This is a genomic window from Saccharopolyspora sp. NPDC047091, from assembly GCF_040643635.1.
In the GTDB taxonomy this organism is placed as follows: Bacteria; Actinomycetota; Actinomycetes; order Mycobacteriales; family Pseudonocardiaceae; genus Saccharopolyspora_C.
Window position 1 is genome coordinate 23443 of record NZ_JBEYUS010000033.1, and the last position, 25028, is coordinate 48470.

Sequence of the window (25028 nt, forward strand, 5' to 3'; positions counted from 1 at the left end):
CCTACGCTCCGGACCGGAGGTGCCGCCATGCCGCAGACCGCGCTCCCGCTCATCGACCTCGCCCGCTTCCGCGACCCCCGCGAACGGGATTCCCTGCTGGCCGAACTGCGCCGCGCCGCGCGCGAGGTCGGGTTCTTCCACCTCGGCGGTCACGGCGTGCCCGACGAGCTGATGACCGGGATCTTCGAGGTCACCCGCCGGTTCTTCGCGCTGCCCGTGGAACGGCGCCGGGAGATCGAGAACGTGCGCTCCCCGCAGTTCCGCGGCTACACCGCCACTGGTCACGAGCTCACCGGCGGCACCCCGGACCGGCGCGAACAGCTCGACATCGGGCCCGAGCGCGACCCGGTGCCGACCGGCCCGGACGACCCGCCGTGGCAGCGGCTGATCGGGCCGAACCAGTGGCCCGCCGCGCTGCCCGAACTGCGGGAGGTCGTCCTCGCCTGGCAGGGCGAGATGCTGCGCGTGGGCCGCGAAGTGCTGCGCGCGCTCGCCGCCTCGCTCGGGCAGGCCGACGACCACTTCGAGGCCTGGTTCGACGCCGACGCCAGCACCCACCTCAAGCTCGTGCACTACCCGGGCGCCGCCGACCGCGGCCAGGGAGTCGGCGCGCACAAGGACTACGGTTACCTGGCGCTGCTGCACCAGGACTCGATCGCGGGGTTGCAGGTGCAGGACGAATCCGGCGGCTGGATCGACGCCGATCCGGTGCCAGGGGCGTTCGTGGTGAACATCGGCGAACTGCTCGAAGTCGCCACCGGCGGCTACCTCACCGCCACCCGGCACCGGGTGCGCAGCCCCGAACCGGGGGTGGACCGCTACTCGGTGCCGTTCTTCCTCGCGCCCCGGCTGGACGCGGTGGTGGAACCCCTCGCGCTGCCCGCCGACCTCGCCGCCGAGGCCCGCGGGGTCAGCACCGACCCGGACAACCCGCTGCTGGCCGCGTACGGGGAGAAGGCGCTGCTGGGCTGGCTGCGCTCGCACCCGGAGGTCGCGCGGCGCTGGTGGTCCGACGTGCTGGAGGCGCGATCATGACGGAACCGCGCTGGGCGTTCGAGACCCGCCAAGTGCACGCCGGAGCCCGCCCGGACCCGACGACCGGGGCGCGCGCCACCCCGATCTACCAGACCACCTCGTTCGTCTTCGACGACGCCGAGCACGCCGCCGCCGCGTTCGCCCTGCAAGATCTGGACACGCACGCCTACAGCAGGCTGTCCAACCCGACGAACTCGGTCGTGGAGCAGCGCATCGCCGACCTGGAGAACGGCGTCGGCGGGGTCGCGGTCGCCAGCGGGCAGGCGGCGTCCGCGCTGGCGCTGCTCGCGATCGCCCGCGCCGGTGATCACGTGGTCGCGTCCTCGGCGCTCTACGGCGGGACGCACAACCTGTTCGCGCACACCTTCGCGGACCTGGGGATCACCGTCGACTTCGTCGAGGACCCGGACGACCTCGGCCGGTGGCGGGACGCGCTGCGGCCCGAGACCAGGGCGCTGTACGGGGAGACGATCGCGAACCCGAGCGGCGCCGTGCTCGACGTCGAGGGCGTCGCCTCCGTCGCGCACACCGCCGGGGTACCGCTGATCGTGGACAACACGGTGGCGACGCCGTACCTGTGCCGCCCGCTCGACCACGGCGCGGACGTGGTGGTGCACTCCACCACCAAGTTCCTCTCCGGGCACGGCACCGGCGTCGGCGGGATCATCGTCGACTCCGGCCGGTTCGACCACTTCGCCGAACCGGAGCGCTGGCCGCAGCTGACCGCACCCGACCCGAGCTACCACGGGCTGGTGTTCGGCACCGAGTTCGGCGAGCTCGGCTACCTGATGCGGGTGCGCACCCGGCTGGTCCGCGACCTCGGGCCCGCCGTGTCGCCGTTCAACGGATTCCTGCTGCTGCACGGCGTGGAAACGCTGTCGCTGCGGATGGAACGGCACGTCGCGAACGCCCGCGCCATCGCCGGATGGCTCGAAGACCAGCCGGGGGTGACGGGGGTGCACTACGCCGGACTGCCGTCCAGCCCGTGGCACGGCGCGGCGAAGCGGTACCTCGCCGACGGCGCCGGGGCGGTGCTCGCGTTCGAACTCGCCGGTGGGATCGCGGCCGGGAAGCGGTTCGTGAGCGCGCTGCGGTTGTTCAGCCACCTGGCCAACATCGGCGACGTGCGCAGCCTCGCGATCCACCCGGCGTCCACCACGCACGCCCAGCTCGACGAGGCCCGGCAACGCGCCGCCGGCGTCACCCCCGGCCTCGTCCGGCTCTCCGTCGGCCTCGAAGCCGTCCCCGACCTCATCGCCGACCTCGCCACCGCACTGGCCGCCGCCGAGGGCTAGCCCGCCACCGGTGCCTCCGGGCCGAGGAGCTCGGGAGCGTAGGCGAGGAGCAGCCGCAGGGCGCTCACCGGGGCGGCGACCGGGTCGGGCAGCGCCACGTCGCGGGCCACGTGCGCGCCGCGGTAGGCCGGTTCCGGGATGGTGACGTCGGTGAACCAGCGCAGGAAATCGGCCGGGGCCAACGGGATCCCCGTCGTCCCGGCCATCGCCTCGTTCAGCGCGAACAGCGCGGCGGGCGGGTTGCGCAACATCCACCGGTACAGCTCGGAGAACTCGAAGATCCGCTGGTCCACGCGGCTCGCGACCGCACCCCGGCGCTCGGCGAGCCGCACCCCGTGCTCGGTGGAGGCCTGTTCGGCCTCGCTCCACGCCGGGTCGTGCGCCTGCCGCTCGTCCAGCTCGCCGCGGTGCATCCGGCGCAGGTAGTCCGCCCACAGCCGCGCACCCGGGTTGCCGAAGTCGTCCGCGGAACGGCCCAGCGCGATCGCGGCCCCGCGCTCCACGCCCTCCAGGATTCCCGCGTCCACGTAGGACACCCAGCTGCCTGGTGCGCCGAAGCCGTTCTCCGCGAAGAACCGGATGATCCCCTCGATGTTGCGCCAGTGCCGGAACCCCGGCACGTACTCGACGGCGATCTCGTCCTGCACCGCGCGGACGAACACCAGCCGCTCCGGCAGCGGCAGCCGGTCCAGCTCCAGCGCGGAGCAGTCCAGGGTCCGCGCGCACTCGGCCCCGTCGCGCGGTGGCGCGGCCGACGCCGCCGGCACGCCGAGCGCGAGCAGCGCCGGGACCAGCAGGGGCAGGACGATGTCGCGGCAGCGGGGGAGTCGCACCAGGGCCTCCGGGAATCGGGACTCGATCACCGGACAGTGCAGCAGCCGCGGCCACCGATCCGCTGCTCCTCGCCCCCGGAGTCACCCGCACGGATGATCTCGGCCGGTGGCGGCGGGGCGTCGGCCCGAGGTCGTAGAGTCGGGGGCATGGTCCAGCACGGCGACCGCTCGGTGATCGCGACGAATCGCCGGGCACGACACCACTTCACGATCCTCGACACCTACGAGGCCGGGCTCGTCCTGGTCGGCACCGAGGTGAAGAGCCTGCGGCTCGGCCGCGCCTCCCTCGCCGAGGCGTTCGCGACCGTCGACGACGGTGAGGTGTGGCTGCGCAACCTGCACATCGCCGAGTACTGGCACGGCAGCTGGACGAACCACACCCCGCGCCGCACCCGCAAGATGTTGTTGCACGCCAAGGAGATCCGCACCCTCACCGGCAAGTCCAAGGAGACCGGGCACGCGCTGGTCCCGCTGTCGATGTACTTCAGCGACGGCTGGGTGAAGGTCGAGCTGGCGCTGGCCCGCGGCAAGAAGAACTGGGACAAGCGCCGCGACATCGCCGCGAGGGACGCGGAACGCGAGATGGCCCGCGGCATCGGCTGGCGGCTCAAGGGTCACCCCGGCCGCGGCGCGAAGGACCGCCGCCGCCCGCCGGACGACCCGGTGCTCGACTACAGCCCGTGAACCGGCCGAGCACGGGAGTCCGGGTGGACGCCCGTGCTCGGCCGCCGCTCAGTCCTGGTCCGGCTTGGCGTGGTCCGCCACACCGGGGTTGGGGTCGCGGGAGAGGTCGATCAGCGGGTCCACTCCGGCGCCCTCGGGGGCGGCGTGGTCGCCGACGCCCGGGTTCGGGTCCCGGGCCAGGTCGATCAACGGGTCGGGTTCGGTCATGCCGTGCCTCCTCGGCGTTCTCGGGGCTGGCCGCCTGGGCGGCGGCTCCACCACCCAGGATGCCTGGTCGGCGGTGGGTGCCGACCGCGGGGAGGCGGGTTCCGGGTGCGCCCGCGGGAACGGGCGGATGAGATCATGAGCACGGTCCGCTAGGGGAGGAGCACCCGGTGTCATCCGAGGACGAACTGCCTGCGCTGGAGGAGGAGGTGCGCGCGCTGATGCGCCGCAGCAGGCTGCGCACCCGCGAACTCGCGCGCGCCGTGCACCCGAAGCTGGACCCGACCGCGTATCCGCTGGTGGTGCTGCTGGCGAAGGAGGGCGCGCAGCGGATGTCGGCGATCGCGGCCGCGTTGTCGCTGGACAAGTCGACGGTGAGCAGGCAGGTCGACGCGGTGGTGCGGATCGGGCTCGCCGAGCGGGTCGCCGATCCGGTCGACGCGCGCGCCAAGCTGGTGGTGCTCACCGAGGACGGGAACGCGCAGGTCACCGAGCAGCTCGCGGAGCAGCGGCGGCGGTGGCGGGAGGTGCTGGGCGGCTGGGATCCGGCGGACATCGCGGAGCTGGCCCGGCTGCTGCACCGGCTGGGCGCGACCGACCTGCTCTGAGCCGTCTTGCACCGTCCGGGCGCCTCGGCGATGCACCGGAACGTCGCTCACCTGACGGGGCTCCCGGTGAGGTTCGTTACGCGCCGGGCGGGATTACCCAGTTCAACCCCTGATCGGATGAAAACTTCCGGCGGGCGAGAACTTGTCGCCGACCCACCATGATCACTACTTTGGGTGAATGGCTGGTGATCAGGACAGGTGGCGGGCGCTCGGGGTCGACGTGGAGCTGCCCAGCGCGGCCCGCGTGTACGACGCCTACCTCGGCGGCGCGCACAACTTCGCGGCGGACCGGGCGTTCTTCGCCAGGGCGAAGGAGAAGTTGCCGCACATCGCCGACGTGGCCCGCTGGAACCGCACCTTCCTGCGCCGCGCCGTGCAGACGATGGCGGAAGCGGGCATCGACCAGTTCCTGGACATCGGCTCCGGCCTGCCCACCGCGGGCAACACGCACGAGATCGCGCACCGCATCAACCCGGACGCCCGCGTCGTGTACGCCGACAACGAACCGGTCGCGGTCGTGCAGACCCAGGAACTGCTCAAGGACGTGCCGGGAACGGCCGTCGTGCGGGGAGATTTCCTGGCGCCCGACGAGATCCTCGGCGCGGCCGCCACCCGCGAACTGCTCGACCTGGACAAGCCGGTCGGGGTGCTCGCCGTGGCCCTGCTGCACTTCATCCCCCGCGAGCAGCACCCGGAGGCCGCGCTAGAGCGGTACAAGGAGGCGCTGCCCGCGGGCAGCGAGCTCGCCATCAGCCACGCCACCGTCGACGGCGTCGCCGAACCGGTCCGCTCGCAGACCCTCGACTTCATCGACTCGTACAAGGACACCCAGAACCCGGGCTTCACCGCTCGCGACGAGCTGGAGTTCCGCCGGTTCTTCACCGGCTGGGAACTGCTGGACCCGGGCGTCGCGTTCACCTCGGAATGGCGGTCCGACCTCACCGACGTCGACGAATTCGCCGCCACGAACCCGAAGAACGCGGTCTGCTTCGCCGCGGTCGCCCGCAAGCCGTAGGCCGCGGAGAGCCCCCTCGAACCCTCCGCGGCCGGGGCTCGGATCAGCCGATCTCGACGCGGGTGGCGTCGGCGTGCTCGCCGTTCGCCACGCCGGAGACGGTGACCTGGTCGCCTTCGCGCAGCTCGTCGGCGCCGACCGGCTGGCCGTCCTTCAGCACCTCGGTGTCCGCGCCGACGACCCACAGGAGGCCGTCGGCGTTGGCCTTGAACACGACGAACCGGCCTTCGGGCGTCTCCACGTCGCCGCGCTCCTGCACGACGCCCCGCTCGGCGATGATGTCGCGCGGCGCCTGCTCGGACACCGCGGAGCGCTCGATCCCGGTGGGCTGGGCGGCGTCGGTGGCGGTCGCGGCGTGGGCGGCGGCGCCGATGGCCAGGGCGGGCGCCAAGGCCAGCGCGGCGATGGCGGCGGTGCGTCGGAAGTTGTTGATCCGCATGGGTTTTCCTCTCTCGTGAACTTGCTGACCGGTTCAGCTTGACCGCCCGATCTCGGCGAATCCGGTGCGGTTCTGGGAGGTTCCTGAGAACCGCGGACCGTTCCCGCAGTTCGTGATCACCGGGGCGGTCCGGGGCTCGTGGATCTCCCGGAGAATTCCCAGGAATCCGATCCGGTCGGAGACCACCCCGCGCCGCGGCGGCCGCAGGCGGTCCCGCTCGGCGAGCCCGAGGTCGGCCAGCGGCGGTTCGGAACCACTTCCGCCCGGGGGCGTGCGGTCCGGAACCACCACCTGCCAGGGGGCATCCCGCTCGGCGGTCCGGAACCTCCTGCCAGGGGCGTCCTGTTCGGCGGCGTTCCGAAGTCCCTTGCCGGGAACGTCCCGTTCGACAGCGGAACGGAACCACCGCCAGGGGTATCCCGCTCGACGGCGGTCCGCCGCCCGCCCGAGGCCTTCCCGTTCGACGGCGGCGGAATCGCCCCGGTCAGGGACGCCCCGCTCGACGCCGGTTGCCCGCTCGGCGGGCCGAGGTCAGCCCGCGTCGGCCGCCCGGGCGAGCTCCGCGTCGGCGCGGCCGAGCACGACCCGGAAGCAGGTGCCTTCCCCGGGCGCGGTCGTCAGCTCGACCCGCCCCCCGTGCGCCGCCACCAGCGAACGCACGATGGCCAGCCCCAGCCCGGCTCCGCCGCTGGCCCGGCTGCGGGATTCGTCGGCGCGGTAGAACCGCTGGAACACCCGCTCGGCCTGCTCGGGAGCGAGCCCGGGGCCCTGGTCGGCGACCTCCAGCACCGCGCACCCGTCGACCGAACCGACGCCGATGCGCACCGGCGTGCCCTCCGGGGTGTGCCGAACGGCGTTGCCGACGAGGTTGGTGACCACCTGGCGCAGCCGCTCCTCGTCGGCCAGCGCGGGAGCGGCCGCGGGCGGGCCGACCCCGGACCCGGTGAGCCGGCCCGACCCGGTGAGCTGGGCGGGACCGGTCAGCTGGGCGGGCCGGGACGGGTCGAGGGCGTGCACGTCGTGCAGCGCGTCGGCGGCGAGGGTCCGCAGGTCCATCGGGGCGAGCTGCAGCGGCAGCCGCTCGTCGAGCCGCGCCAGCAGCAGCAGGTCGTCCACCAACCGCTCCAGCCGGTCCGATTCCCGCTCGATGCGGGCCATCGCGTCCACCCCAGCGGGCACCGCGCCCATCCGGTGCAGCTTGCTGAAACCCTTGATCCCGGCCAGCGGGGTGCGCAGCTCGTGCCCGGCGTCGGCGACGAAGCGGCGCATCCGCGCCTCCGATTCGGCGCGGGCGGCGAACGCGGTCTCGTTGCGGTCGAGCATCGCGTTCAACGCCCGCGAGAGCCTGCCGACCTCGGTTTCCGGCCCGGCCGATTCGGGGACGCGGCTGGCGAGGTCGCCCGCCGCGATGGCCGCCGAGGTCCGTTCGATCCGGCGCAGCGGTCGCAGCCCGGCGCGCACCGCGAACCACCCGGCCAGCGCGAGGACCGCCAGCAGGACCGCCGCGGTGCCCGCGGAGATCGCCAGCATCCCGGCGACGGTGTCGTCCACTTCGGCCCGCGAGATCGCGGTGACCACCAGCCCGTCCGGGCCGGAGTGCGCGAGCAACCGCCAGTGCTGGGTGCCGTCGTGACTCGGCACGTCCACGGGGGCCGCGGTGGCGGTGAGCCCCGCGAGGTCCGGGCCCGGCACCCGCGGCCCGCCGGTCCACTCCTCGTCGGTGACCGCGCCGTCCGCGCCCAGTCGCGCCGAGTAGGTGGTGGAACCGGGCAGCGCGAAGTTGTCCCGCACCACCACCGTGCCCGGCCCGGGCAGCCCCGCGTCCGGCACCTGGTAGATCTGGGCGCCCGCCCGCGCCGTCGCCTCCAGCTGCGCGTCGAGCTTGCCGACGAGGTTGCGCTCCAGCGCACCGGTCACCACGGCGCTGCCGATCGCCAGGCCCGCCGCGAGCAGCCCCACCGCGATCAGCAGCACCCGGGTGCGCAGCGACATCCGGGCGATCACGCGCGGGCCCCGCGCAGCACGTAGCCCACCCCGTGCACGGTGTGGATCAGCTTCGGTTCGCCGCGGTCCACCTTGCGCCGCAGGTAGCTGATGTAGGTGTCCACGATGCTCGGGTCGCCGCCGAAGTCGTACTGCCACACCTCGTCGAGGATCTGCCGCTTCGACACCACCTGCCCCGCGTTGCGCACCAGGTAGGTGAGCAGCCGGAATTCGGTGGGGGACAACCGGATCGGCTGTCCGGCGCGCAGCACCTGGTGGCTGTCCGGGTCGACCTCCAGGTCGGCGACGGTCATCGCGCGGGAAGTCGCGGCGTGCCCGGAGCGGCGCAGCACCGCGTGGATGCGGGCGATCAGCTCCTCCGGGTCGAAGGGCTTCGTCACGTAGTCGTCGCCGCCCAGCGTCAGGCCGCGCACCTTGTCCCGCGGGGCGTCGCGGGCGGTGAGGAACAGCACCGGCACCTGCCCGCCGCGTTCCTCGCGCAGCCGCCGCAGCACGTCGAATCCGTCCGCGTCCGGCAGCATCACGTCCAGCAGCACCAGGTCCGGCCGCTCGTCCACCGCCGCCCGCAGCGCCTCCGCCGCGGTCGCGGCGGCCGTCACCTGGAAGCCCGCGAAGCGCAACGTCGCGGCCAGCAGTTCCCGCACGGTCGGCTCGTCGTCGACCACCAGCAGGCTTCCCGATCCCATCCGCACCCCGCCCCTAGATCCGATCTTCCCGGTTCAGGTTAGGCCCGACCGCGCGCTCCGCCGCCGAGAGCGGCGCGACGCGACCCGGCCCGCAGGTGACCGGGCTGACCGGTCCGGTCCGGCGGCTCCGGCGGCGACGCCGCCGACCGGGTGGCGGGGCGCGGCTCGTGATCACCCGCGGGGAGCATTCCGTTGCCCTGACAGGAGGAACTCGCACCGGTCGGCGCCGCGGAATGCCGATGGAGAGGGGGACGGCCGAGCACGTCCCGGCCGTCCCCGTCCGCCGCGGTCCCCGATCCGGGCGGGCGAACGAGGTTCCGCGCGACCGCGCGGATTCCCACCATGAATGAGCGGAGGAGTCCCCATGAGCGCGGAGAAGGAGGACACCAGCGCCACCGACGGTGGGCAGCACGACGTGGGCCGCGACGGGCAGACCGGCAAGACCGCGGACGACATCGACCCGAAGGACTACGAACAGGGGTTCCGGTGACCGAGGTCGCCGCACCGGACGGGCCCGGCGGTCTCGTCGCCCAGCTGGACGCGGCGGGCGCGCTGCCCGCCGCGTTCGGCCCGGCCTTCCGCGCCGCCGCGCGCGAGTGGTTCGTCCCGGAGCGGATCTGGTACCGGCCGGACGGGGCGGTCGAGGACGTGGCGCTGGACCGGGACGACGCCCCGGAACGCTGGCTGGCGGCGGTGTACGCGGACCGTCCGCTGGTGACGCAGTTCGACGCCGGGGCGACGGCGTGGCCGGAGCTCGGCCACCGGCCCACCAGTTCCGCGTCCGCGCCGTCGGTGGTGGCGGGGATGCTCGGGGCGCTGGAACCCCGGCCGGGGGATTCGGTGCTGGAGATCGGCACCGGCACCGGGTGGAACGCGGCGCTGCTCGCGGAGGTCGTGGGTCCGGCCGGCGGGGTGACGACCGTGGAGATCGACCCGGCGGTCGCCGCCGGTGCGCGGGCGAGGCTGCGCGCGGCGGGCTACGGCCGCGTGGAGGTGGTCGAGGGCGACGCCGTGAGCGCGGTCGCCGGTGCCGGCCGCTTCGATCGGATCATCGTGACCGCCGGTGTCCACATCGGACGGTTTCCGCACTCCTGGGTGCGCAGCGTGGTCCCGGGCGGGGTGCTCGTCGCGCCGATGCGGGCGGACCTGGCGACCGGTCCGCTGGTGCGGTTCGTCGTCGGCGCGGACGGCACGGCGCGCGGGAACGCGGTGGCGGACCTCGGGGTGTCCTTCATGGACCTGCGATCGGCGCGGGAGGTCCCGGCGGAGCTCGACCGGCCGCGGTGGGACGACGCGGCGGCCGACCTGTCGTGGACCGACCTGGCGCCGTGGGTGCCGCTGCTGGCCGACGAGCACCGCTGGCCGATCGCGGTCGCGCTGCCCGGCTGCCGCTACGAGGTGCGGCAGCGCACCGCCGACCGGCCGGGGGAGGCGTGGCTGGTCGACCCGCTCTCCGGATCGTGGGCCGCCGTCGTCCCGGCGGACGGCCGGTACGCGGTGCGCCAGTCCGGGCCGCGCCGGTTGTGGGACGCGGCCGAGGCGGCCTACCGGTGGTGGACCGACCGCGGCCGCCCGCCGCTGTCCGCGTGGGAGTGGACCGTCGCCCCGGACCGCCAGCGCGTCACCCTGCCGCCCGCCACCTGAGGTGAATGGCCCATCCGCCCAGGCTGAGTGGGCGAATGGGCCATTCACCTTGGTCGGCGACCTAGGTGATCTGGTCGTCGCCGTGCGGCGCGGGCGCGAGGTCGGTCGGGTGCTGCCGTGCGAGCACGCCGCGGACGTGCTCGCGGAACCACCGGTGCGCGCGATCGGCGTCGTTGCGCGGGTGCCAGGCCATGCCGATCTCGATCGGCGGGATGTCCAGCGGCACGGGGAAGGTGCGCAGCCCGAGCGCGTCGAGCCAGTCGGCCGCGGGAGCCCCGGGCAGGGCGAGGCAGACGAGGTCGGTCGTCCTGGCCAGGAGCATCGCGCTGGTGTGACCGGGCACGGTGATCGGGACCCGGCGACGCAGCCCCTGCTCGGCGAGTGCCGCGTCGATGGGGCCGTGGCGCTTGCCGGTGCGGGACGTGCCGATGTGGTCGGCTTCGGCGAACCGGCGGGCGTCGATGGGGCCGTCGAACAGCGGATGGCCCTGCCGGGCCACGCCCACGAGTGCGGTGGTGATCAGTCGTTCGGAGCACGTCTCCGGGTCGAGGTGGCCGAGCACGCCCAGTTCCAGGTCCACCACGCCCTGCCGGAGCGCGGGAGTGCCCTCGAAGGACTCCGGCAGGAAGACGACGTTCACGTCCGGGGCCTGCGACCGGATCGTGGAGATCAACGGCGCGGCGAGCCCGGCGAGCAGGAAGTCGCCTGCCTGCACGGTGAACACCCGGTGCAGCGTCGCCGGATCCGGGACGTCCGCGGCGGTGAGCACCGACTCGGACCGCTCGATGAGCGCCCGCACCTCGCCGCGGAGTTCGAGGGCTCGCGCGGTGGGCTGCAGCGCCTGACCGGCGCGGACGAGCAGCGGATCGCCCACGATCCGCCGGAGGCTCGCGAGCTTGCGGCTGACCGCGGCCGGTGAGGTGCCGAGCCGGTCGGCCGCCCTGGTCACGCTGTTGTCCGCGAGCAGGGCGTCGAGCACCAGCAGCAGGTTCAGGTCCACGCGCGCCTCCCCATCTTTGCGCTGGGAGCAATGATTCCGTGCTGATCTTTGCATTGCTGACCTGGGTCGGCCCGGCCAGGCTCGGGGGTGTTCGCACGGCGCGGATCGCCGATCGCGCCGTCACCGGAAACGTCCTGAGAAGGAGCCGACCATGCACGATCCCGCCAAGGCCGGGAGGTCCGGCGACGTGCTCGCCGTGGTGAGCCAGAGCGGTTCCACCGTGTCGTTCTTCGACGCCGAGTCCGACCGGGGCGTCGGCGTCGTCGAGGTGCTGCCGGAACCGCACGAGCTGCTGTTCGACCCGACCCGGCGCGTGCTGTGGTGCACGCACGCCTACCGATCGGGCTACTACCACGCGAACACGGGCCGGCGCAGCGAGATCACCGCGATCGACCCGGACGGCAAGCGGATCATCGACGTGGTCGACCTCGCCCCCGAGCACGCTCCGCACGGCCTGGCCCTCGACGCCGACCGCGGTCGGCTGTACGTGAGCGTCGAGGGCGCGCCGGGCCGGTCCGGCGGTGTGGTCGTCGTCGACACCGGCTCGCGCAAGCCCCTCGGCCGGATCGACACCGGAGCGCCCGGCCCGCACTGGTTCGCGATCGGCCCGGACGGCACCACGGGGTACGCCACCAACAAGGAGGCGCCGTTCGTCTCCGTCGTCGATCTCGTCGCGGGCGAGCTCGTGGACCAGGTCGAGGTCCCGGGCAGCGAAGGACTGGCGGTATCGGCGGACGGCGCCCGCGTGTACGTCGGGGGACCGTACGTCTCGTTCACCGCGGACGGCTCCGCGAGCGCCAACGGCGTCCGGGTCATCGACGCGGCGACCCGAACCGTCGCCGAGGTGCTGCCGACCGAGAACCGGGTGATGCCGGTGCACCTCACCGCGGGTGGGAAGTTGCTGGTCGGGGAGCTCCGGCCGCGTCCGGACACGGCCTCCGGCGTGACCGGGCAGGATCCCGGCCGGCTGGTGGTGTTCGCGGCGGACGGCCACGAGCGGCTGGGGGAGCTGGAGATCGGCCGGAGCCCGCTCACCATCGCCTCCTCGCCGGACGGCGCCCTCGGTTACGCGTCCTGCGTCGTCGACTCCGCGGTGGACGTGGTCGACCTGGATTCGCTGCGAGTGCTCTCCCGGATCCGGGTCGCGAAGGCCGGGGACGCCGGCGCGCACGGCCTCGCCTACGTCCCGCGCGCCGGGTGAGACGGCGACCGCCGACCGGTTCGCGCGGCGGTGTCGCACGTCCCGGAACGCGACGGTGCCCGGGTGCGGATCGCGCACCCGGGCACCGGTCGGAGGGGGCGGGAGATCAGCCGCCGTACTCCGGGACGTAGCTGATCTGGTTGTCACCGTTGGCGGTGTCGCCCTGATCGTTGATGACCTTGTCGATCGTGCCCGTGCCGCCCAGCGAGACGGACACGAGGTCGTGCATCTTGACGCCCGGGTTCACCGGAACCTCGAACGAACGCGCGGCCGTGACCTCGGGGTTCGTGTCGAAGAAGCAGTAGCTACCCAGGCCCCACGCCTCGTGGTCGGTGACGCCGTCGGCGACCTTGTAGGCCGCCCAGCCGCCGTCGCCGCCCCACGCCGCCTGGTCCGGCGGGTCGTAGGGGAACTCGTTCTGGAAGAAGTAGGTGCGGCCGCCGTTGCCGTTCCACACCACGTTGTTCTTCTGGTAGTGCTCCACGAACAGGCCGTGCGCGGTGACGTTGTCGCCGTTCACGATGAGCCCGGTCTCGGCGGTGTTGACGTCCCAGCCGACACCGTCGCCGTGGTCGGCGCGCCACATCCACGAGTGGTCGAGCAGCACGTCGTTGCTGTTGATGGTGAGGGTGTTGGTCGCCTTGCCCACGCCGGGGCCGCCGATCCGGAAGAACACGTCCGAGAGCTGCGTCGGGTTCTCCGCGTGGCTCTTGTCCGCGCCTTCCTCGCCGAGGGTCATCAGCGACGGCGAGTTCTGCTCACCGGCGTCGATGAACAGCCCGGCCAGCTTCACACCGTCCACATCGGCCACCGACACCGCGGGCTTGCCGGTGTCGGGGACGAGCGAGGCCATGCCGATGCCGAGCACTACGGTGTCCGGGTTGTCGACCTTGATGGTGTCGTCGAGGTGGTAGACACCGGGGGTGAACAGCAGGTTCTTGCCCTCGGCCAGCGCCGCGTTGATCGTCGCGGCGTTGTCGCCCTCCTTGGCGACGTAGAAGTCCGCCAGCGAGATCTGCTCACCTTCCGGTGCGCCGTTCGCCCAGCTGACCCCTTGGGTGTTCTCCCGCAGCGCGGGCACGAACACGTTGTAGTTGCCGTCCTCGCCGATGTTCAGGAACGGCTTCTCCCGCAGCTTCGGGGTTTCCGGCACGTTGGTGTGCGACGGGTCCGGGAAGTGCTGCTCGGGAGCGCCGACGGTGCCGGTGAACATCATGTTCCACACCGAACCGTCCCAGCCACCGGCCAGTTCGCTGTTGCGGGTGAGGAACTGCTGCTGCGAACCGGACTCGACCAGGCCGTCGATCTTGGAGTCGGCGATGTAGCCGCCGCTGGCCCAGCCGTCGTACCCGTTCCACAGCTGCATCTGACCGCGCATGTGCATCCGGCGGTACGGAGCGGCCTGGGACACGGCCCAGCGCTCGATCTCGCCGTCGGGCGGCGTGACCGAGAGGTTCTCCGCGGTGCGCCAGAAGTTCTGCGTGGCGTTGCCCTCGCCCAGCCAGTCCGCCTCGACCCGGACGTGACCGTTCAGGTTCACGTCGTCGGGCGACATGCCCAGACCGGCGACCTGGGTGTTGAAGCCCAGGTTCACATCGGCCGAGTAGTCGCCGGGCTGGAACAGGACGGCGTCGCGTTCCGGGCCGAACTGGTTGGTGTGCTGGCGCTCGGCGATCTCGTCGAGCTTGCCCTGCAACTCGCCCGCGGGAGTGGACGGGGTGGCGATGTAGGTGTTGGGCCCGAGGTCCGGGTTCTTCGGGTCGGTGTCGCGCACCGCCTGCGCCGGTTGCGGCGCCGGAGCCTGCGGCTCTGCCCCCGCGGCGGTGACGGTGACGAGCCCGGCGGCCACGGCCGACGCCGTCGCCAGCGCCAACACCGCCTGCCGCGGGCGAGTCTCGGTTCTACCGAAGATCTTCATGCTGCTGCCTGTCTGACGTGGCGGGGGTCTGCGACCCCTCGCGGGTTGAATCCTTGGTGCGCGGAGATGTGCGGTGTCGTCGGCTCCTTCCTCCGGTGGCGGGGTGCGCCCGCGGCCCGAACGGGCGGCGGGAGATCGCAGGACGTCAGCGCGGCGGGGCCTGCGCGACGGGGAGCGGCATGGCGAGCCTTTCCGACGAGGGCGTGTCCAACGGGTTCGGCGGTCGCCGCCTGGTGGCGGTCCGCGCGGGACTCGTCCGGCTCGTCGTCGCTCGCGGGTGGCCCGTGGGGTGGCCGCTCCCGGGAGAACGCTCCCATGATTCTGCGGCCCGGCGTCCGAAAGTCAAGACCGGAGATCGATCCGGGAATTCCCGGAGATGTGAATGGGAAAAGGAGTTCCGCCCGGATCGTCGGATCGGAACTTGACCCCGGGATTGCCGTGTTGTTAACTCACCGGTGCTCGTCGTCGGAATCGGTTCCGAAGGGCTCTCCTGGTCTCCCGGGCGATGCCGGCGGAGAGCGGTGATGCGATCGGCCGCGGTCCACCCACCGGCTCGGGTGGACCCGTGGTCGCCACGCTCACCAGCAGGTCACAGCGGTGCGGAGCGGGATGCGCGTGGGGCGCTCCCCGGTCCGGCGCCGCAGCGGGCGGACGTCGTCGGGCGGCCGCGCGACCCGCTTGGCGAGAAATCGACAGCGGAATTGACAAAAGGCGCTCGCGCGCGCTCGGAAATGGCGAATCGGCGAGACCGGGCGAGACCGTTCGTGGTCCGTCGTCCGGTCGCAGTCGGCGTTCTCGCGCGATCCGCGACCCGTGTTCACCGGATGTCCCGTGCGGTCGGGAAACCCGCCGGTCGTTCCGGAACACCCCGGGCGGAGGGCCCGGCGATTCCGCGTTCCCCGACGCCCCGACGCCCCGACACCCCGATACCTCGGATATCCCGGGACACCCCGGACACATGCAGGACACCCCGGAACGAACGACGGGGCCGACCGCGCGTGCGCGACCGGCCCCGTCCGGAGCTCGCTCAGCTCAGGATCGGCAGCGACCGGCGCACCGCCGGCGTCACCCCGTCGCTGGCCGCGGCCGCCGCGACGCGCTCCGCGTCCGGCCTGCCGTACAGGCTGGTGCGCTGCCGCAGCGGACGCCCGGTCGGCGCCACCAGCTCCGCCAGGTCGCTGATCGTCTTGAAGGAACCGTTGTCGGCACCGGCCATCCTGCTGATCGTCTCCTCCATCAGCGTGCCGCCCAGGTCGTTCACGCCGCCCGCGAGCACGTCCCGGCAGCCGTCCACGCCGAGCTTCACCCACGAGCACTGGATGTTGTCGATCAGCCCGTGCAGCAGGATGCGCGCCACCGCGTGCACCGCCCGGTTCTCCCGCGGCGTGGTGCCCGCCCGTGCCAGCCCCGCCAGGTAGATCGGCGAGTTCTGGTGGATGAACGGCAGCAGCACGAACTCGGTGAACCCGCGCTTCCCGGTCTTCTCCAGGGTTTTCCGCTGCAACTCGCCGATGAGCTTGATGTGCCCGACCCAGTGCTCCGGGGTGTCCACGTGCCCGTACATCATCGTGGAGGTGGTGGGGATGCCGAGCTCGTGCGCGGTGCCGACCACTTCGATCCAGCTGGAGGTGGGCAGCTTGCCCTTGGTGAGCACCCAGCGCACGTCGTCGTCGAGGATCTCCGCGGCGGTGCCCGGCAACGAGTCCACACCGGACTCGTGCGCGCGGGTCAGCCAGTCCCGGATGGACAGGTTCGTGCGGGACGCCCCGTTGACGACCTCCATCGGGCTGTAGGAGTGCAGGTGGATGCCGGGCTGCCGCCGCTTCACCTCGGCGGCCAGGTCGAAGTAGGCGGTGCCGGGCAGGTCCGGGTGGATGCCGCCCTGCATGCAGATCTCCGTCGCGCCCGCCTCCCACGCCTGGTCCACCCGGTCGCCGACCTGGGACAGCGACAGCGTGTAGGCGTCCGCGTCGGTGCGCCGCTGCGCGAACGCGCAGAACCGGCAGCCGGTGTAGCAGACGTTCGTGAAGTTGATGTTCCTGGTGACCACGAACGTCACGTCGTCACCGACCGCGTCCCGGCGCAGCCCGTCGGCGAGCGCCGTCACCGCGTCCAGGTCGGCGCCGTCGGCGTGCAGCAGCGCCAGCGCGTCCTCGGTCGGCAGGTTCGCCGGGTCCTGCTCGGCGCGCTGCAGCGCGGCCCGCACGTCGGAGTCCATCCGGCGCGGCGCGCTCGGCACCCGCTCGGCCAGTTCGCCCCAGTCGCCGTAGACCGAGTCGAAGTCGCTGCGCCGGTCGCCGGTGCGCCCGACCGTGTCCACCTCCACGTGCAGGTCGGTGCGCCCGCTGCCCGCGAGGTTCTGCCAGCCGCCGTCCGGTTCCTGCCAGGTGATGCCGGTCGGCTGCGCGCCTTCCTTGGCGAGGCCGGTGTCCGGGTCGGCGAGCGCGGCGACGTGCGCGTTCAGCCGCGGGTCGAGCCACGGCTCGCCTGCCTGCACGTACTCGGGGTAGATGGTGAGGCGCTCGCGCAGCCGGAACCCGGCCTGCTCGGTGAGCCGCGCCAGCTCGTCGATCTGCGGCCACTCGCGCTCCGGGTTCACGTGGTCCGGGGTCAGCGGCGACACCCCGCCCCAGTCGTCGATGCCGGCGCGGATCATCAGCGCGTACTCGTCGCCGATGAGGTTCGGCGGCGCCTGCACCCGCATCTTCGGGCCGAGCACGATCCTGGTGACCGCGATGGTGGCGGCCAGTTCTTGCAGGTCGGCGTCGGGGGTGGCGCGCATCTTCGTGTCCGGCTTGGCGCGGAAGTTCTGCACGATCACCTCCTGGATGCCGCCGTAGGCGCGGGCCGCCTTGCGGATCGCGAAGATCGCGTCGGCGCGCTCGCCGTGGTCCTCGCCGATGCCGATGAGGATGCCGGTGGTGAACGGCACGGTGGTGCGACCGGCGTCCTCCAGGACGCGCAGCCGCACCTCGGGATCCTTGTCGGGGGAGCCGAAGTGCGGGCCGCCCTTCTCGGTGAACAACCGGGCGGCGGTGGTCTCCAGCATCATGCCCATGGACGGCGCCACCGGCTTGAGCCGCTGCAGCTCCTGCCAGCTCATCACGCCCGGGTTCAGGTGCGGCAGCAGGCCGGTCTCCTCCAGCACCCGGATCGCCATCGCCCGCACGTAGGACAGCGTGTCGTCGTAGCCGTGCGCGTCGAGCCAGTCGCGCGCCGCCGTCCACCGGTCCTCCGGGCGGTCGCCGAGGGTGAACAGCGCTTCCTTGCAGCCCATCGCCGCGCCCTTGCGGGCGATGTCGAGGACCTCGTCGGGCGACAGGTAGGGCGATTCGACGCGGCCCGGCACGGTGACGAACGTGCAGTACCCGCAGCGGTCCCGGCACAACCGGGTCAGCGGGATGAACACCTTGCGGCTGTAGGTGATGACGCCCTCGCGGCCCACGTCGCGCAGCCCGGCGTCGCGGGTGCGGGCCGCGTACTCGGCCAGCCGGTCCAGGTCGGCGTCCCGCGCCTGCAGCAGCACGGTGACCTCGTCGTGGTCGAGCGCCTTGCCGTCCCGCGCGCGGGCGAGGGCGCGGCGCATCGCGGAGGCGTTCGGAGCGGCCGCGGTGGTGGGAACGTCATCGGAAGCCATGCGGGGAACGCTAAGCGGCGCGCGCCGGGGCTCGCCAGTACACGAACGCGGCCACCGGTCACCGCGCCGTCACCGGGGGTGTCGTGCCTGATCAGCGGCTCACATCCGGTTGTGGGAGGCCGTGGCCGCGTGTATTACCTAAAGCATGGCTTCGATCGTCGGCAAGCGGATCGGGGGCCGCACCTACTACTACGCGGTGGAGTCCGCGCGGGTGGGCGGGAAGCCGCGGGTCGTGTCCCAGCGCTACCTCGGGACCGCCGAGGACGTGGCGGCCGCGGTGGACCGGGTCGCCGCCGAACCCGAGCACACCCGGCACCTCGCGTTCGGCGAGGTCGCCGCGGTGTGGGGCGCGATCCGGCGGCTGGACCTGGCCGGAATCGTGGACGCGGCCGTCGGCAGGCAGCGCGCCGCGGTCTCCGCGGGCACCGTGGTGGCGCTGGCGGTGCTGCACCGGGCCACCGCGGACCGGGAACCGGCGCGGTGGTGGCCCGAGGTGTCCCGGCTGATCCGCCCCGAGCCGCCCGCGCAGCTGTGGGAACCGGGCCGGATGCGCCGCGCGCTGCGCAAGATCGGCCCGGAGCAGCGCCGCGAGGTGGAGTTCGGGGTGGCCGCCGCGGTGCGCGACCAGCTCGGCGCCCCGGACGTGCTGCCCGCGCTGGTCGTGGACGTCCCGCACCTGAGCTCGCCGACCGCGCCGGACCGCGGCGAACCGGCCGGGATGGGCGTGCTGGTCAGCAGGGACGGCACCATCCCGCTGCTCACCCAGGACCACCTGTGCGGCCGGGCCGACCGCGCGCCGTACGGGGAGCTGGCGCAGCGCCTCGCCGAACGGCACCGGGAGCGGGCGGGCACCGGCGAGATCACCGTGGTGCACGACGCGGGCACCCATCCGCACGCGCACCCGGACGCGGAACTGGGCTTCGTCGGCGGCCTGCTGCCCGGCGACCACCCGGAGCTGCTGGGGCACCCGCCGACGGCGCGGCGCCCGGTCGATCCGCGGCGGCTGCCGGGGTTGACGGTGCTGGACACCCGGGCGGTGGTGGACGGGGTGAGCAGGCGGGTGCTGCTGACCCACTCGGAGACGCTGCACGCGGCGCAGGCCCGCGGGTTCACCGAGGCGCTCGGCCAAGCGGCGCGGCGGCTCGACGGGCTCGCCGAGGCGCTCGCCGCGGGGGACAACCGGCGGTCCCGGGACCACGTGCTCGCGGAGATCTCCCGGATCACCCGGGTGCGCTGGCTGGACCGGGTGCTGGTGACCTCGTTGCAGGGGTCGGCGCCGGGGGAGCTGGGGCTGCGCTGGCACATCGACGCGGCGGCACGCAGGCGGGTGGCCGCGGAGTTCTTCGGCAAGCAGCTGCTCGTCACCGACCGGGACTCGTGGTCCGCCGCCGAGGTGATCACCGCCTACCGCGCCCGCTACCACCTGGACTCCACGTTCGGCAGGCTCCGCGGCCCGCAGGCGCGCGGGCGGGCGGACGCGGAGCGGATCGCGGTGGACCGGATGATCTCGGTGCTGGCCGTGTCGGTGCTGCACCTGATGCGGCAGGAGGCCAACCAGGCCGGGCTGGACCTGTCGGTGCGGGAGATGTTCGAGCAGCTCGCGGGCATCCAGGAGACGGTGCTGCGCTACCCGTCGACCGGGGGCAGGCCGCGCACCCGCCGGGTGATCACCGACCGCACCGAGGTGCAGCAGCGCCTCTACGACCTGTTCGACCTGGACCGCGCCGCGCCGCGCAGGCGGTGAGCGGCCGGAATCCGGCGGAACATGGCCGTTTTCCCGCGGTCCCGGGAAGTCGATCACTCCTAGCGTGAGGTCATCGGACCGGACTACGGAGGACTGATGACCGAGAACCCGGGCGCACCCGCCCCCACCGCCGCGATGCTGGTGTTCGACGGGATGACGCTGCTCGACCTGGTCGGCCCGCAGGCGGTGTTCACCGCGGCGGGCATGCAGGTGTCGCTGGTCGGGGCGACGCCGGACCCGGTGCGCTGCGACAGCGGGGCGCGCATCGAGCCGACGGCCACCTTCGCGGACTGCCCGGCCGAGGTGGACGTGCTGTTCGTGCCGGGCGGGGACGTCGGCGCCCTGCTGTCCGACGCGGCGGTGCTGGAGTTCCTCGCCGACCGCGGCCGCACCGCGGGGTACGTCTGCTCGGTGTGCACCGGGTCGCTGGTGCTGGCCGCGGCCGGGCTGCTCGACGGGTACCGGGCGGCGACGCACTGGGCGACGCGGGAGCTGCTGGCCGGGCTCGGCGTCGAGGTCTCCGCCGAGCGGGTGTGCGTGGACGGCGACCGGATCACCGGCGGCGGCGTCACCGCGGGCATCGACTTCGGGCTCACCCTGGTGGCCCGCCTGCTCGGCGCGGAGACCGCCGAGTTCGCGCAGCTCGTCCTGGAGTACGACCCGGCGCCGCCGTTCGACGCGGGTACGCCGGAGCGCGCGCGGCCGGAGCAGGTCGGCCGGCTCCGCGAATTCCTGACCGGACCGGGCACCGCGCTGGTCGCCGCGGTCGAACGCGTCGGCCGCCCGGGCTGACCGCAGGTCCGGATGGAGGAATCCCGCGCGGGGCAACGGGATTCCTCCTTGCGCGCGCCAGCGCCGTCTGGTGGGTTCGGAGCGGAGCCGCCGCAGCGAGGAGCCGCCGATGACCGCCCGCATCCTGGACTTCGAGACCGTGGACCTGCGGTTCCCCACCTCGCGGGAGCTCGACGGCTCCGACGCGATGAACCCGGCTCCGGACTACTCGGCGGCCTACCTGGTGCTGCGCACCGACCACCCGCAGGCCCCCGAAGGCCACGGGTTCACCTTCACCATCGGCCGCGGCAACGACCTCGTCGTCGCCGCCGTGGAGGCCGTCGCCCGCCGGACCCGCGGGCTACCGGTGGAGGAGATCGCCGCGGACCTCGGCGGGTTCGCCCGGCACCTGGCCGCCGACAGCCAGCTGCGCTGGCTCGGCCCCGACAAGGGGGTGCTGCACCTGGCGACGGCCGCCGTGGTGAACGCGGTGTGGGACCTGGCGGCGAAGCTCGCGGGCAAGCCGGTGTGGAAGCTGCTGGCCGACCTGCCGCCGGAACGCATCGTGGACCTGGTGGACTGGCGCTACCTGCGCGACGAGCTGAGCCCGGCGGCGGCCCTGGACCTGCTGCGCCGCGCCGAACCCGGCCGCGTCGAACGGGAACGGCGCATCCGGGAGCACGGCTACCCGGCCTACACCACGAGCGCGGGCTGGCTCGGCTACGACGACGAGAAGCTGCGGCGGCTGTGCCGGGACGCGGTCGCCGCGGGCTGGGACTCGGTGAAGCTGAAGGTCGGCGCGGACCTGGACGACGACCGGCGGCGCTGCCGCATCGCCCGCGAGGAGCTCGGGCCGCACCGCCGCCTCATGATCGACGCGAACCAGACCCTCGGGGTGGCGGACGCGATCCGCTGGCACCGCGGCCTCGCCGAGCACGACATCCACTGGTTCGAGGAGCCCACCAGCCCCGACGACGTGCTCGGGCACGCTGCGATCCAGCGCGCCATCGCCCCCACCCGCGTCGCGACCGGCGAGCACGCGCACAACGCGGTCATGTTCAAGCAGTTCCTGCAAGCGGAGGCGATCGGCGTCTGCCAGCTCGACGCGTGCCGGCTCGCCGGGGTCAACGAGGCCGTCGCGGTGCTGCTGCTGGCCGCGGCGCGCGGGGTGCCGGTGTGCCCGCACGCAGGCGGTGTGGGGTTGTGCGAGCTGGTGCAACACCTGTCGATCTTCGACTTCGTGGCGGTGAGCGGCTCGCTGGACGGCCGGGTGGTGGAGTACGTGGACCACCTGCACGAGCACTTCGCCGACCCGGTGCGGCTGCGCGGCGACCGCTACCTGCCGCCGGAGGAACCGGGCTACAGCGCGCGCGTCCTGCCCGAGTCGCTGCACCGCTTCCGGTTCCCGGACGGCCCGGCGTGGGCGGACCGGTGAGCGCGCGGCCGCCACGGTCGGCGGCTACCGCGAACCGCCCGGAACGGGCAGACTTCCCCTGATCATCGACGCGGGCTGGGCGGAAGGGGAACCGATGCGGCGTGCGAGACCGGGGATGTCGATGCTGTGCGGAGCGCTGGTGGCGATGGTGCTGCCCGCCACGGCGGCGGGGGAGGGCGCGGAACCGGCGGCGACCGGGACCCCGCTGTCCGCGGATGTGGCCTACTACCCGACCACCGTCCGGTTGGCACACGCCGGCGAGGAGAACGGGGCGGTGCTGACGGCGACGGTCAGCTTCGGCTCCGGCGGCGGTTCGGTGCCGATCTACGAGAGCACCGACGACGGCGCCACCTTCGACGAGGTCGGCCGCATCACCGACGACGGCTTCGGCGAAGGCCTGTGCTGCGGTTCCCTGCTGGAACTGCCCGGCGCGGTGGGAGATCTGCCGGAAGGCACCCTGCTGTGGACGGGCAGCGCGGGCGCCGACCAGGAGACCGACCGGCGGATGCGGCTGCCGGTGTTCGAAAGCCGGGACCGCGGCCGCAGCTGGACGCAGCTGTCGACCTGCGCGACCGGTACCGGCACCGGCGGCATGTGGGAACCCGAGCTGGCCGTGGACTCCGCCGGAACCCTCGGCTGCTACTACGCCGACGAGAACCAGCCCGGGCACAGCCAGGTGCTGCACCGCACCACCTCCACCGACGGCGTGAACTGGAGCGCGCCGGAACCCGTGGTGCAGGTCCCGGAAGGTGACCTGCGGCCCGGGATGGCGGTGGTGCGACCGCTGCCGGACGGGCGCTACTACCTGTCCTACGAGATCTGCGGCGGTGGCGACCCCTACCACTGCGCCGCCTACTTCCGGCTCTCCGACGACGGCTCGGACTGGGGCGACCCGGCCGCGCACGGCACGCTGCTCGCGACCGAGGACGGGCGGTTCTTCGCGCACGCGCCGAAGATCACCGTGACGCCGGACGGGAAGGTCGTCACCGTCGGGCAGGAGCTCAAGCACGCCGACGGGACCGTCGCCGAGGGAAACGGGGCGACGCTGTTCGTCACCGACCGGCCGGGATCGAGCACGCCCACCGCGATCCCCGCACCCGTCGAGGTTCCGGCGGCGCGCGACGACCCGTGCCCGAACTACAGCTCCTCGCTGCTGCCGGTCGGCGAGGACCGGATCCTGGAGATCGCCACCGACTACGACGACGGGGGTGCCTGCAAGGCCTACTTCGCGACCGGAGACCTCTGACCGGCGAGCACCGGAGGACCACGTCGTCGGCAGGTCCGCCGCCCACTTCGCGAACACCGCCGCGCAGCGCGCCGGTTCGGTTCGGTGCAGGTCGGAGGGTCGGTGCTCCGGGCCCTGCTCCAGCCGGACGCGGTAGTCCACGCGGATCCCGGCGGCCTGCGCGACCTCCTCCCGCCGCAACCCAGGAACCCGGTGGCGCCCGCGGAGCGCACGCCCGGTTCGGCGGGGCCGAGCCGCGTGCGGCGGGAGCTGACGAACGCGGTAGGGGAACGACCGGCCCGGGGCGCTGATCGGCGCGCGCCGGGGCCTGCGGCACCCGGGCGGTGCGCGTCAGGGGATGTCGGGTTCGGCGGGGAGGCGGCCTTCGCGGCGGAGGATGGACAGCGCCAGCAGGATCTGCGGCCACACCGTCACGTCGCTGAGGTCCAGGTGGGTCAGCGACTCCATCCGCCGCAGCCGGTTGAGCACCGTGTTCCGGTGGCAGTACAGCGATTTCGCCGCCCGCAGCGTCGAGCCGAGCGACCGGATCCACACCGACACCGTGTGCAGCAGCTCCTCCCGCTCGGCGGTGGGCAGCGCGAGCACCGGGCCGAACGTCACCAGCACCATCCGGTCCGCCAGCTCGGGCGAGCTCAGCGCGAGCGCGTCGGGCAGGCATTCGTCCAGCGACACCGCGCCCGGCCGGTGCGCGGGCAGCGTCGTCATCGCCAGCATCGCCATCCGGTACCCGGCACCGACCTCCATCAGCGCCGACAGCGATTGGGACACCCCGATGCGCGCCACCGCGCGTTCGCGCAGCGCGGTCGCGATCTCGGCGGGCTGGCCGTCGCCGACGGCGATGATCCCGACCTGGCAGCCGGTGCGCAGCCGCCACGTGGAGTCCAGACCGCGGCGCCGCAACCCGTCGGCGAGCTCGCGCGGCGAGGCGGGACGTTCCCCGGACGTCTCGGCGACGGCCACCACGAACCGCTTGCCGCGCCCCAGCCCGAGCAGGTGCTCGGCCTCGCCGCGCACCTCGGCGGCCCGGCCGTCCAGCAACGCGTCCATGATCATCGTGGTGCGGAGTTCCGCGCCGCCCTGCAGCTCCTGCTCCGCGGAGTGGTAGCTCAGCGCCATCTCGATGGAGAACCGCTCGGTGACGCCCCACAGCTCCCCGGCCGAGCCGACCAGCTCCTGCAACCGCCGCGGGTCGTGCGCGCCCGCGTGCTCGGCCATGTCCGCCCACAGCACTTGGCCGCTGAGCCGCCACGCGTGCAGCACCCAGTCCAGCGGGCAGTGCTGCTGCGCCCGGCGCATCCCGGTGCTGCGCGCCGGTCCCAGCAGGTCGGGCAACGCGGGCCCGGTGCCGGTCAGCGTGGTCAGCATGCCGTGGATGTTGTCCCGGCAGGAGCGCCACAGGTCGTCCTTGGCGACCGGCCCGTCCGGGGTGTACACCGAACCCCACGTCTGGTCCACGAGCGCGTCGGCGAGGCCCGGAACCCGCGTCAGCGAGGTCCGCGCCAGCCCCGCGAGCATCCGCAGTTCCCCGTCGCCGAAGTCCTGACCTGGCTGTTCCGCGGTGGATTCGTCGGCCATGAGCTCCGCTCCTTTGCGGCTGCCGGGAGCACCGTTCGAGGCAGGGTAGTTTCC

Annotated in this window: 21 protein-coding genes and 1 pseudogene; 12 read left to right on the top strand and 10 right to left on the bottom strand. The window is 73.4% G+C overall.

Annotation, left to right across the window (positions count from 1 at the left end; genetic code table 11):
• Positions 1-27 precede the first annotated feature (27 nt).
• The gene (locus ABZ805_RS16300) at positions 28-1035 is read left to right on the top strand and encodes a 2-oxoglutarate and iron-dependent oxygenase domain-containing protein (protein WP_358440382.1); all 1008 of its coding nucleotides are present in this window, start codon (positions 28-30) and stop codon (positions 1033-1035) included.
• Positions 1032-2330, top strand: a complete 1299-nt coding sequence (locus ABZ805_RS16305; protein WP_358440384.1) for an aminotransferase class V-fold PLP-dependent enzyme — start codon at positions 1032-1034, stop codon at positions 2328-2330. The genes ABZ805_RS16300 and ABZ805_RS16305 overlap by 4 nt, the downstream gene beginning before the upstream one ends.
• Here the strand turns inward: ABZ805_RS16305 and ABZ805_RS16310 are convergent.
• Complete coding sequence (locus ABZ805_RS16310; RefSeq protein WP_358440387.1) at positions 2327-3163, bottom strand: hypothetical protein; 837 nt, start codon at positions 3161-3163, stop codon at positions 2327-2329. The two genes, ABZ805_RS16305 and ABZ805_RS16310, sit on opposite strands and share 4 nt — an antisense overlap.
• Positions 3164-3310: 147 nt before the next feature.
• Between ABZ805_RS16310 and smpB the strand changes: the two genes are divergently transcribed.
• Positions 3311-3847: an SsrA-binding protein SmpB gene (gene smpB / locus ABZ805_RS16315; protein ID WP_358440390.1), complete on the top strand. Its 537-nt coding sequence runs from the start codon at positions 3311-3313 to the stop codon at positions 3845-3847.
• 48 nt (positions 3848-3895) lie between these two features.
• On the opposite strand, the gene ABZ805_RS16320 is transcribed toward smpB, so the two are convergent.
• Complete coding sequence (locus ABZ805_RS16320) at positions 3896-4054, bottom strand: hypothetical protein (RefSeq protein ID WP_358440393.1); 159 nt, start codon at positions 4052-4054, stop codon at positions 3896-3898.
• A 167-nt stretch (positions 4055-4221) separates the two neighbouring features.
• On the opposite strand from ABZ805_RS16320, the gene ABZ805_RS16325 reads away from it, so the two are divergent.
• The gene (locus ABZ805_RS16325; protein WP_358440396.1) at positions 4222-4659 is read left to right on the top strand and encodes a MarR family winged helix-turn-helix transcriptional regulator; all 438 of its coding nucleotides are present in this window, start codon (positions 4222-4224) and stop codon (positions 4657-4659) included.
• Positions 4660-4837: 178 nt separating this feature from the next.
• Positions 4838-5674, top strand: coding sequence for an SAM-dependent methyltransferase (locus ABZ805_RS16330; RefSeq protein WP_358440399.1), 837 nt, complete (start codon positions 4838-4840; stop codon positions 5672-5674).
• A 43-nt stretch (positions 5675-5717) separates the two neighbouring features.
• Here ABZ805_RS16330 and ABZ805_RS16335 read toward each other — a convergent pair whose 3' ends face one another.
• From ABZ805_RS16335 to ABZ805_RS16345, 3 genes are all read right to left on the bottom strand, one after another.
• Entirely contained in the window at positions 5718-6113 is a 396-nt protein-coding gene (locus tag ABZ805_RS16335) for a hypothetical protein (RefSeq protein WP_358440402.1), read from the bottom strand.
• Between the two features lie 531 nt (positions 6114-6644).
• The gene (locus ABZ805_RS16340) at positions 6645-8117 is read right to left on the bottom strand and encodes a HAMP domain-containing sensor histidine kinase (protein ID WP_358440405.1); all 1473 of its coding nucleotides are present in this window, start codon (positions 8115-8117) and stop codon (positions 6645-6647) included.
• Positions 8114-8803, bottom strand: coding sequence for a response regulator transcription factor (locus ABZ805_RS16345; protein WP_358440408.1), 690 nt, complete (start codon positions 8801-8803; stop codon positions 8114-8116). Before ABZ805_RS16345 ends, ABZ805_RS16340 begins: the two co-directional genes overlap by 4 nt.
• Before the next feature lie 364 nt (positions 8804-9167).
• Here ABZ805_RS16345 and ABZ805_RS16350 point away from each other — a divergent pair, with 364 nt between their 5' ends.
• Together ABZ805_RS16350 and ABZ805_RS16355 are read left to right on the top strand one after the other, a co-directional pair.
• A complete protein-coding gene (locus ABZ805_RS16350; RefSeq protein ID WP_358440411.1) occupies positions 9168-9293 on the top strand; it encodes a hypothetical protein in 126 nt (41 codons plus the stop codon).
• Positions 9290-10447: a methyltransferase domain-containing protein gene (locus ABZ805_RS16355; protein ID WP_358440413.1), complete on the top strand. Its 1158-nt coding sequence runs from the start codon at positions 9290-9292 to the stop codon at positions 10445-10447. The genes ABZ805_RS16350 and ABZ805_RS16355 overlap by 4 nt, the downstream gene beginning before the upstream one ends.
• Positions 10448-10508: 61 nt before the next feature.
• On the opposite strand, the gene ABZ805_RS16360 is transcribed toward ABZ805_RS16355, so the two are convergent.
• Positions 10509-11447: a LysR family transcriptional regulator gene (locus tag ABZ805_RS16360; protein ID WP_358440416.1), complete on the bottom strand. Its 939-nt coding sequence runs from the start codon at positions 11445-11447 to the stop codon at positions 10509-10511.
• A gap of 151 nt (positions 11448-11598) precedes the next feature.
• Here ABZ805_RS16360 and ABZ805_RS16365 point away from each other — a divergent pair, with 151 nt between their 5' ends.
• Positions 11599-12648, top strand: a complete 1050-nt coding sequence (locus ABZ805_RS16365; RefSeq protein ID WP_358440418.1) for a YncE family protein — start codon at positions 11599-11601, stop codon at positions 12646-12648.
• A 106-nt stretch (positions 12649-12754) separates the two neighbouring features.
• Here ABZ805_RS16365 and ABZ805_RS16370 read toward each other — a convergent pair whose 3' ends face one another.
• Together ABZ805_RS16370 and ABZ805_RS16375 are read right to left on the bottom strand one after the other, a co-directional pair.
• Positions 12755-14566, bottom strand: coding sequence for a sialidase (locus ABZ805_RS16370; RefSeq protein WP_358440421.1), 1812 nt, complete (start codon positions 14564-14566; stop codon positions 12755-12757).
• Between the two features lie 1027 nt (positions 14567-15593).
• Positions 15594-18203 carry a bifunctional FO biosynthesis protein CofGH gene (locus ABZ805_RS16375; RefSeq protein WP_358440423.1) on the bottom strand — a complete coding sequence of 870 codons (2610 nt, stop codon included), beginning with the start codon at positions 18201-18203 and terminating at the stop codon, positions 15594-15596.
• A gap of 145 nt (positions 18204-18348) precedes the next feature.
• Here ABZ805_RS16375 and ABZ805_RS16380 point away from each other — a divergent pair, with 145 nt between their 5' ends.
• From ABZ805_RS16380 to ABZ805_RS16395, 4 genes are all read left to right on the top strand, one after another.
• Entirely contained in the window at positions 18349-19947 is a 1599-nt protein-coding gene (locus ABZ805_RS16380) for a transposase (protein ID WP_358440426.1), read from the top strand.
• Positions 19948-20043: 96 nt separating this feature from the next.
• Entirely contained in the window at positions 20044-20739 is a 696-nt protein-coding gene (locus tag ABZ805_RS16385; protein ID WP_358440429.1) for a DJ-1/PfpI family protein, read from the top strand.
• Positions 20740-20848: 109 nt separating this feature from the next.
• Positions 20849-22153, top strand: coding sequence for an enolase C-terminal domain-like protein (locus ABZ805_RS16390; protein ID WP_358440431.1), 1305 nt, complete (start codon positions 20849-20851; stop codon positions 22151-22153).
• Between the two features lie 94 nt (positions 22154-22247).
• Positions 22248-23399: a sialidase family protein gene (locus ABZ805_RS16395; RefSeq protein ID WP_358440434.1), complete on the top strand. Its 1152-nt coding sequence runs from the start codon at positions 22248-22250 to the stop codon at positions 23397-23399.
• A 93-nt stretch (positions 23400-23492) separates the two neighbouring features.
• On the opposite strand, the pseudogene ABZ805_RS16400 reads toward ABZ805_RS16395, so the two are convergent.
• Positions 23493-23591 (bottom strand): annotated as a pseudogene (locus ABZ805_RS16400) (transcriptional regulator); the annotation flags it as partial.
• A gap of 138 nt (positions 23592-23729) precedes the next feature.
• Positions 23730-24974, bottom strand: a complete 1245-nt coding sequence (locus ABZ805_RS16405; protein ID WP_358440437.1) for a helix-turn-helix domain-containing protein — start codon at positions 24972-24974, stop codon at positions 23730-23732.
• Positions 24975-25028 lie beyond the last annotated feature (54 nt).

Excerpts from the sequence above, each read along its gene's own strand:
- ABZ805_RS16365 (WP_358440418.1), top strand. The coding sequence starts at position 11,599 with ATGCACGATCCCGCCAAGGCCGGGAGGTCCGGCGACGTGCTCGCCGTG.
- ABZ805_RS16395 (WP_358440434.1), top strand. The coding sequence starts at position 22,248 with ATGCGGCGTGCGAGACCGGGGATGTCGATGCTGTGCGGAGCGCTGGTG.
- ABZ805_RS16385 (WP_358440429.1), top strand. The coding sequence starts at position 20,044 with ATGACCGAGAACCCGGGCGCACCCGCCCCCACCGCCGCGATGCTGGTG.
- ABZ805_RS16390 (WP_358440431.1), top strand. The coding sequence starts at position 20,849 with ATGACCGCCCGCATCCTGGACTTCGAGACCGTGGACCTGCGGTTCCCC.
- ABZ805_RS16370 (WP_358440421.1), bottom strand. The coding sequence starts at position 14,566 with ATGAAGATCTTCGGTAGAACCGAGACTCGCCCGCGGCAGGCGGTGTTG.
- ABZ805_RS16345 (WP_358440408.1), bottom strand. The coding sequence starts at position 8,803 with ATGGGATCGGGAAGCCTGCTGGTGGTCGACGACGAGCCGACCGTGCGG.
- ABZ805_RS16380 (WP_358440426.1), top strand. The coding sequence starts at position 18,349 with ATGGCTTCGATCGTCGGCAAGCGGATCGGGGGCCGCACCTACTACTAC.
- ABZ805_RS16335 (WP_358440402.1), bottom strand. The coding sequence starts at position 6,113 with ATGCGGATCAACAACTTCCGACGCACCGCCGCCATCGCCGCGCTGGCC.
- smpB (WP_358440390.1), top strand. The coding sequence starts at position 3,311 with ATGGTCCAGCACGGCGACCGCTCGGTGATCGCGACGAATCGCCGGGCA.
- ABZ805_RS16300 (WP_358440382.1), top strand. The coding sequence starts at position 28 with ATGCCGCAGACCGCGCTCCCGCTCATCGACCTCGCCCGCTTCCGCGAC.
- ABZ805_RS16305 (WP_358440384.1), top strand. The coding sequence starts at position 1,032 with ATGACGGAACCGCGCTGGGCGTTCGAGACCCGCCAAGTGCACGCCGGA.
- ABZ805_RS16375 (WP_358440423.1), bottom strand. The coding sequence starts at position 18,203 with ATGGCTTCCGATGACGTTCCCACCACCGCGGCCGCTCCGAACGCCTCC.
- ABZ805_RS16405 (WP_358440437.1), bottom strand. The coding sequence starts at position 24,974 with ATGGCCGACGAATCCACCGCGGAACAGCCAGGTCAGGACTTCGGCGAC.
- ABZ805_RS16350 (WP_358440411.1), top strand. The coding sequence starts at position 9,168 with ATGAGCGCGGAGAAGGAGGACACCAGCGCCACCGACGGTGGGCAGCAC.
- ABZ805_RS16330 (WP_358440399.1), top strand. The coding sequence starts at position 4,838 with ATGGCTGGTGATCAGGACAGGTGGCGGGCGCTCGGGGTCGACGTGGAG.
- ABZ805_RS16320 (WP_358440393.1), bottom strand. The coding sequence starts at position 4,054 with ATGACCGAACCCGACCCGTTGATCGACCTGGCCCGGGACCCGAACCCG.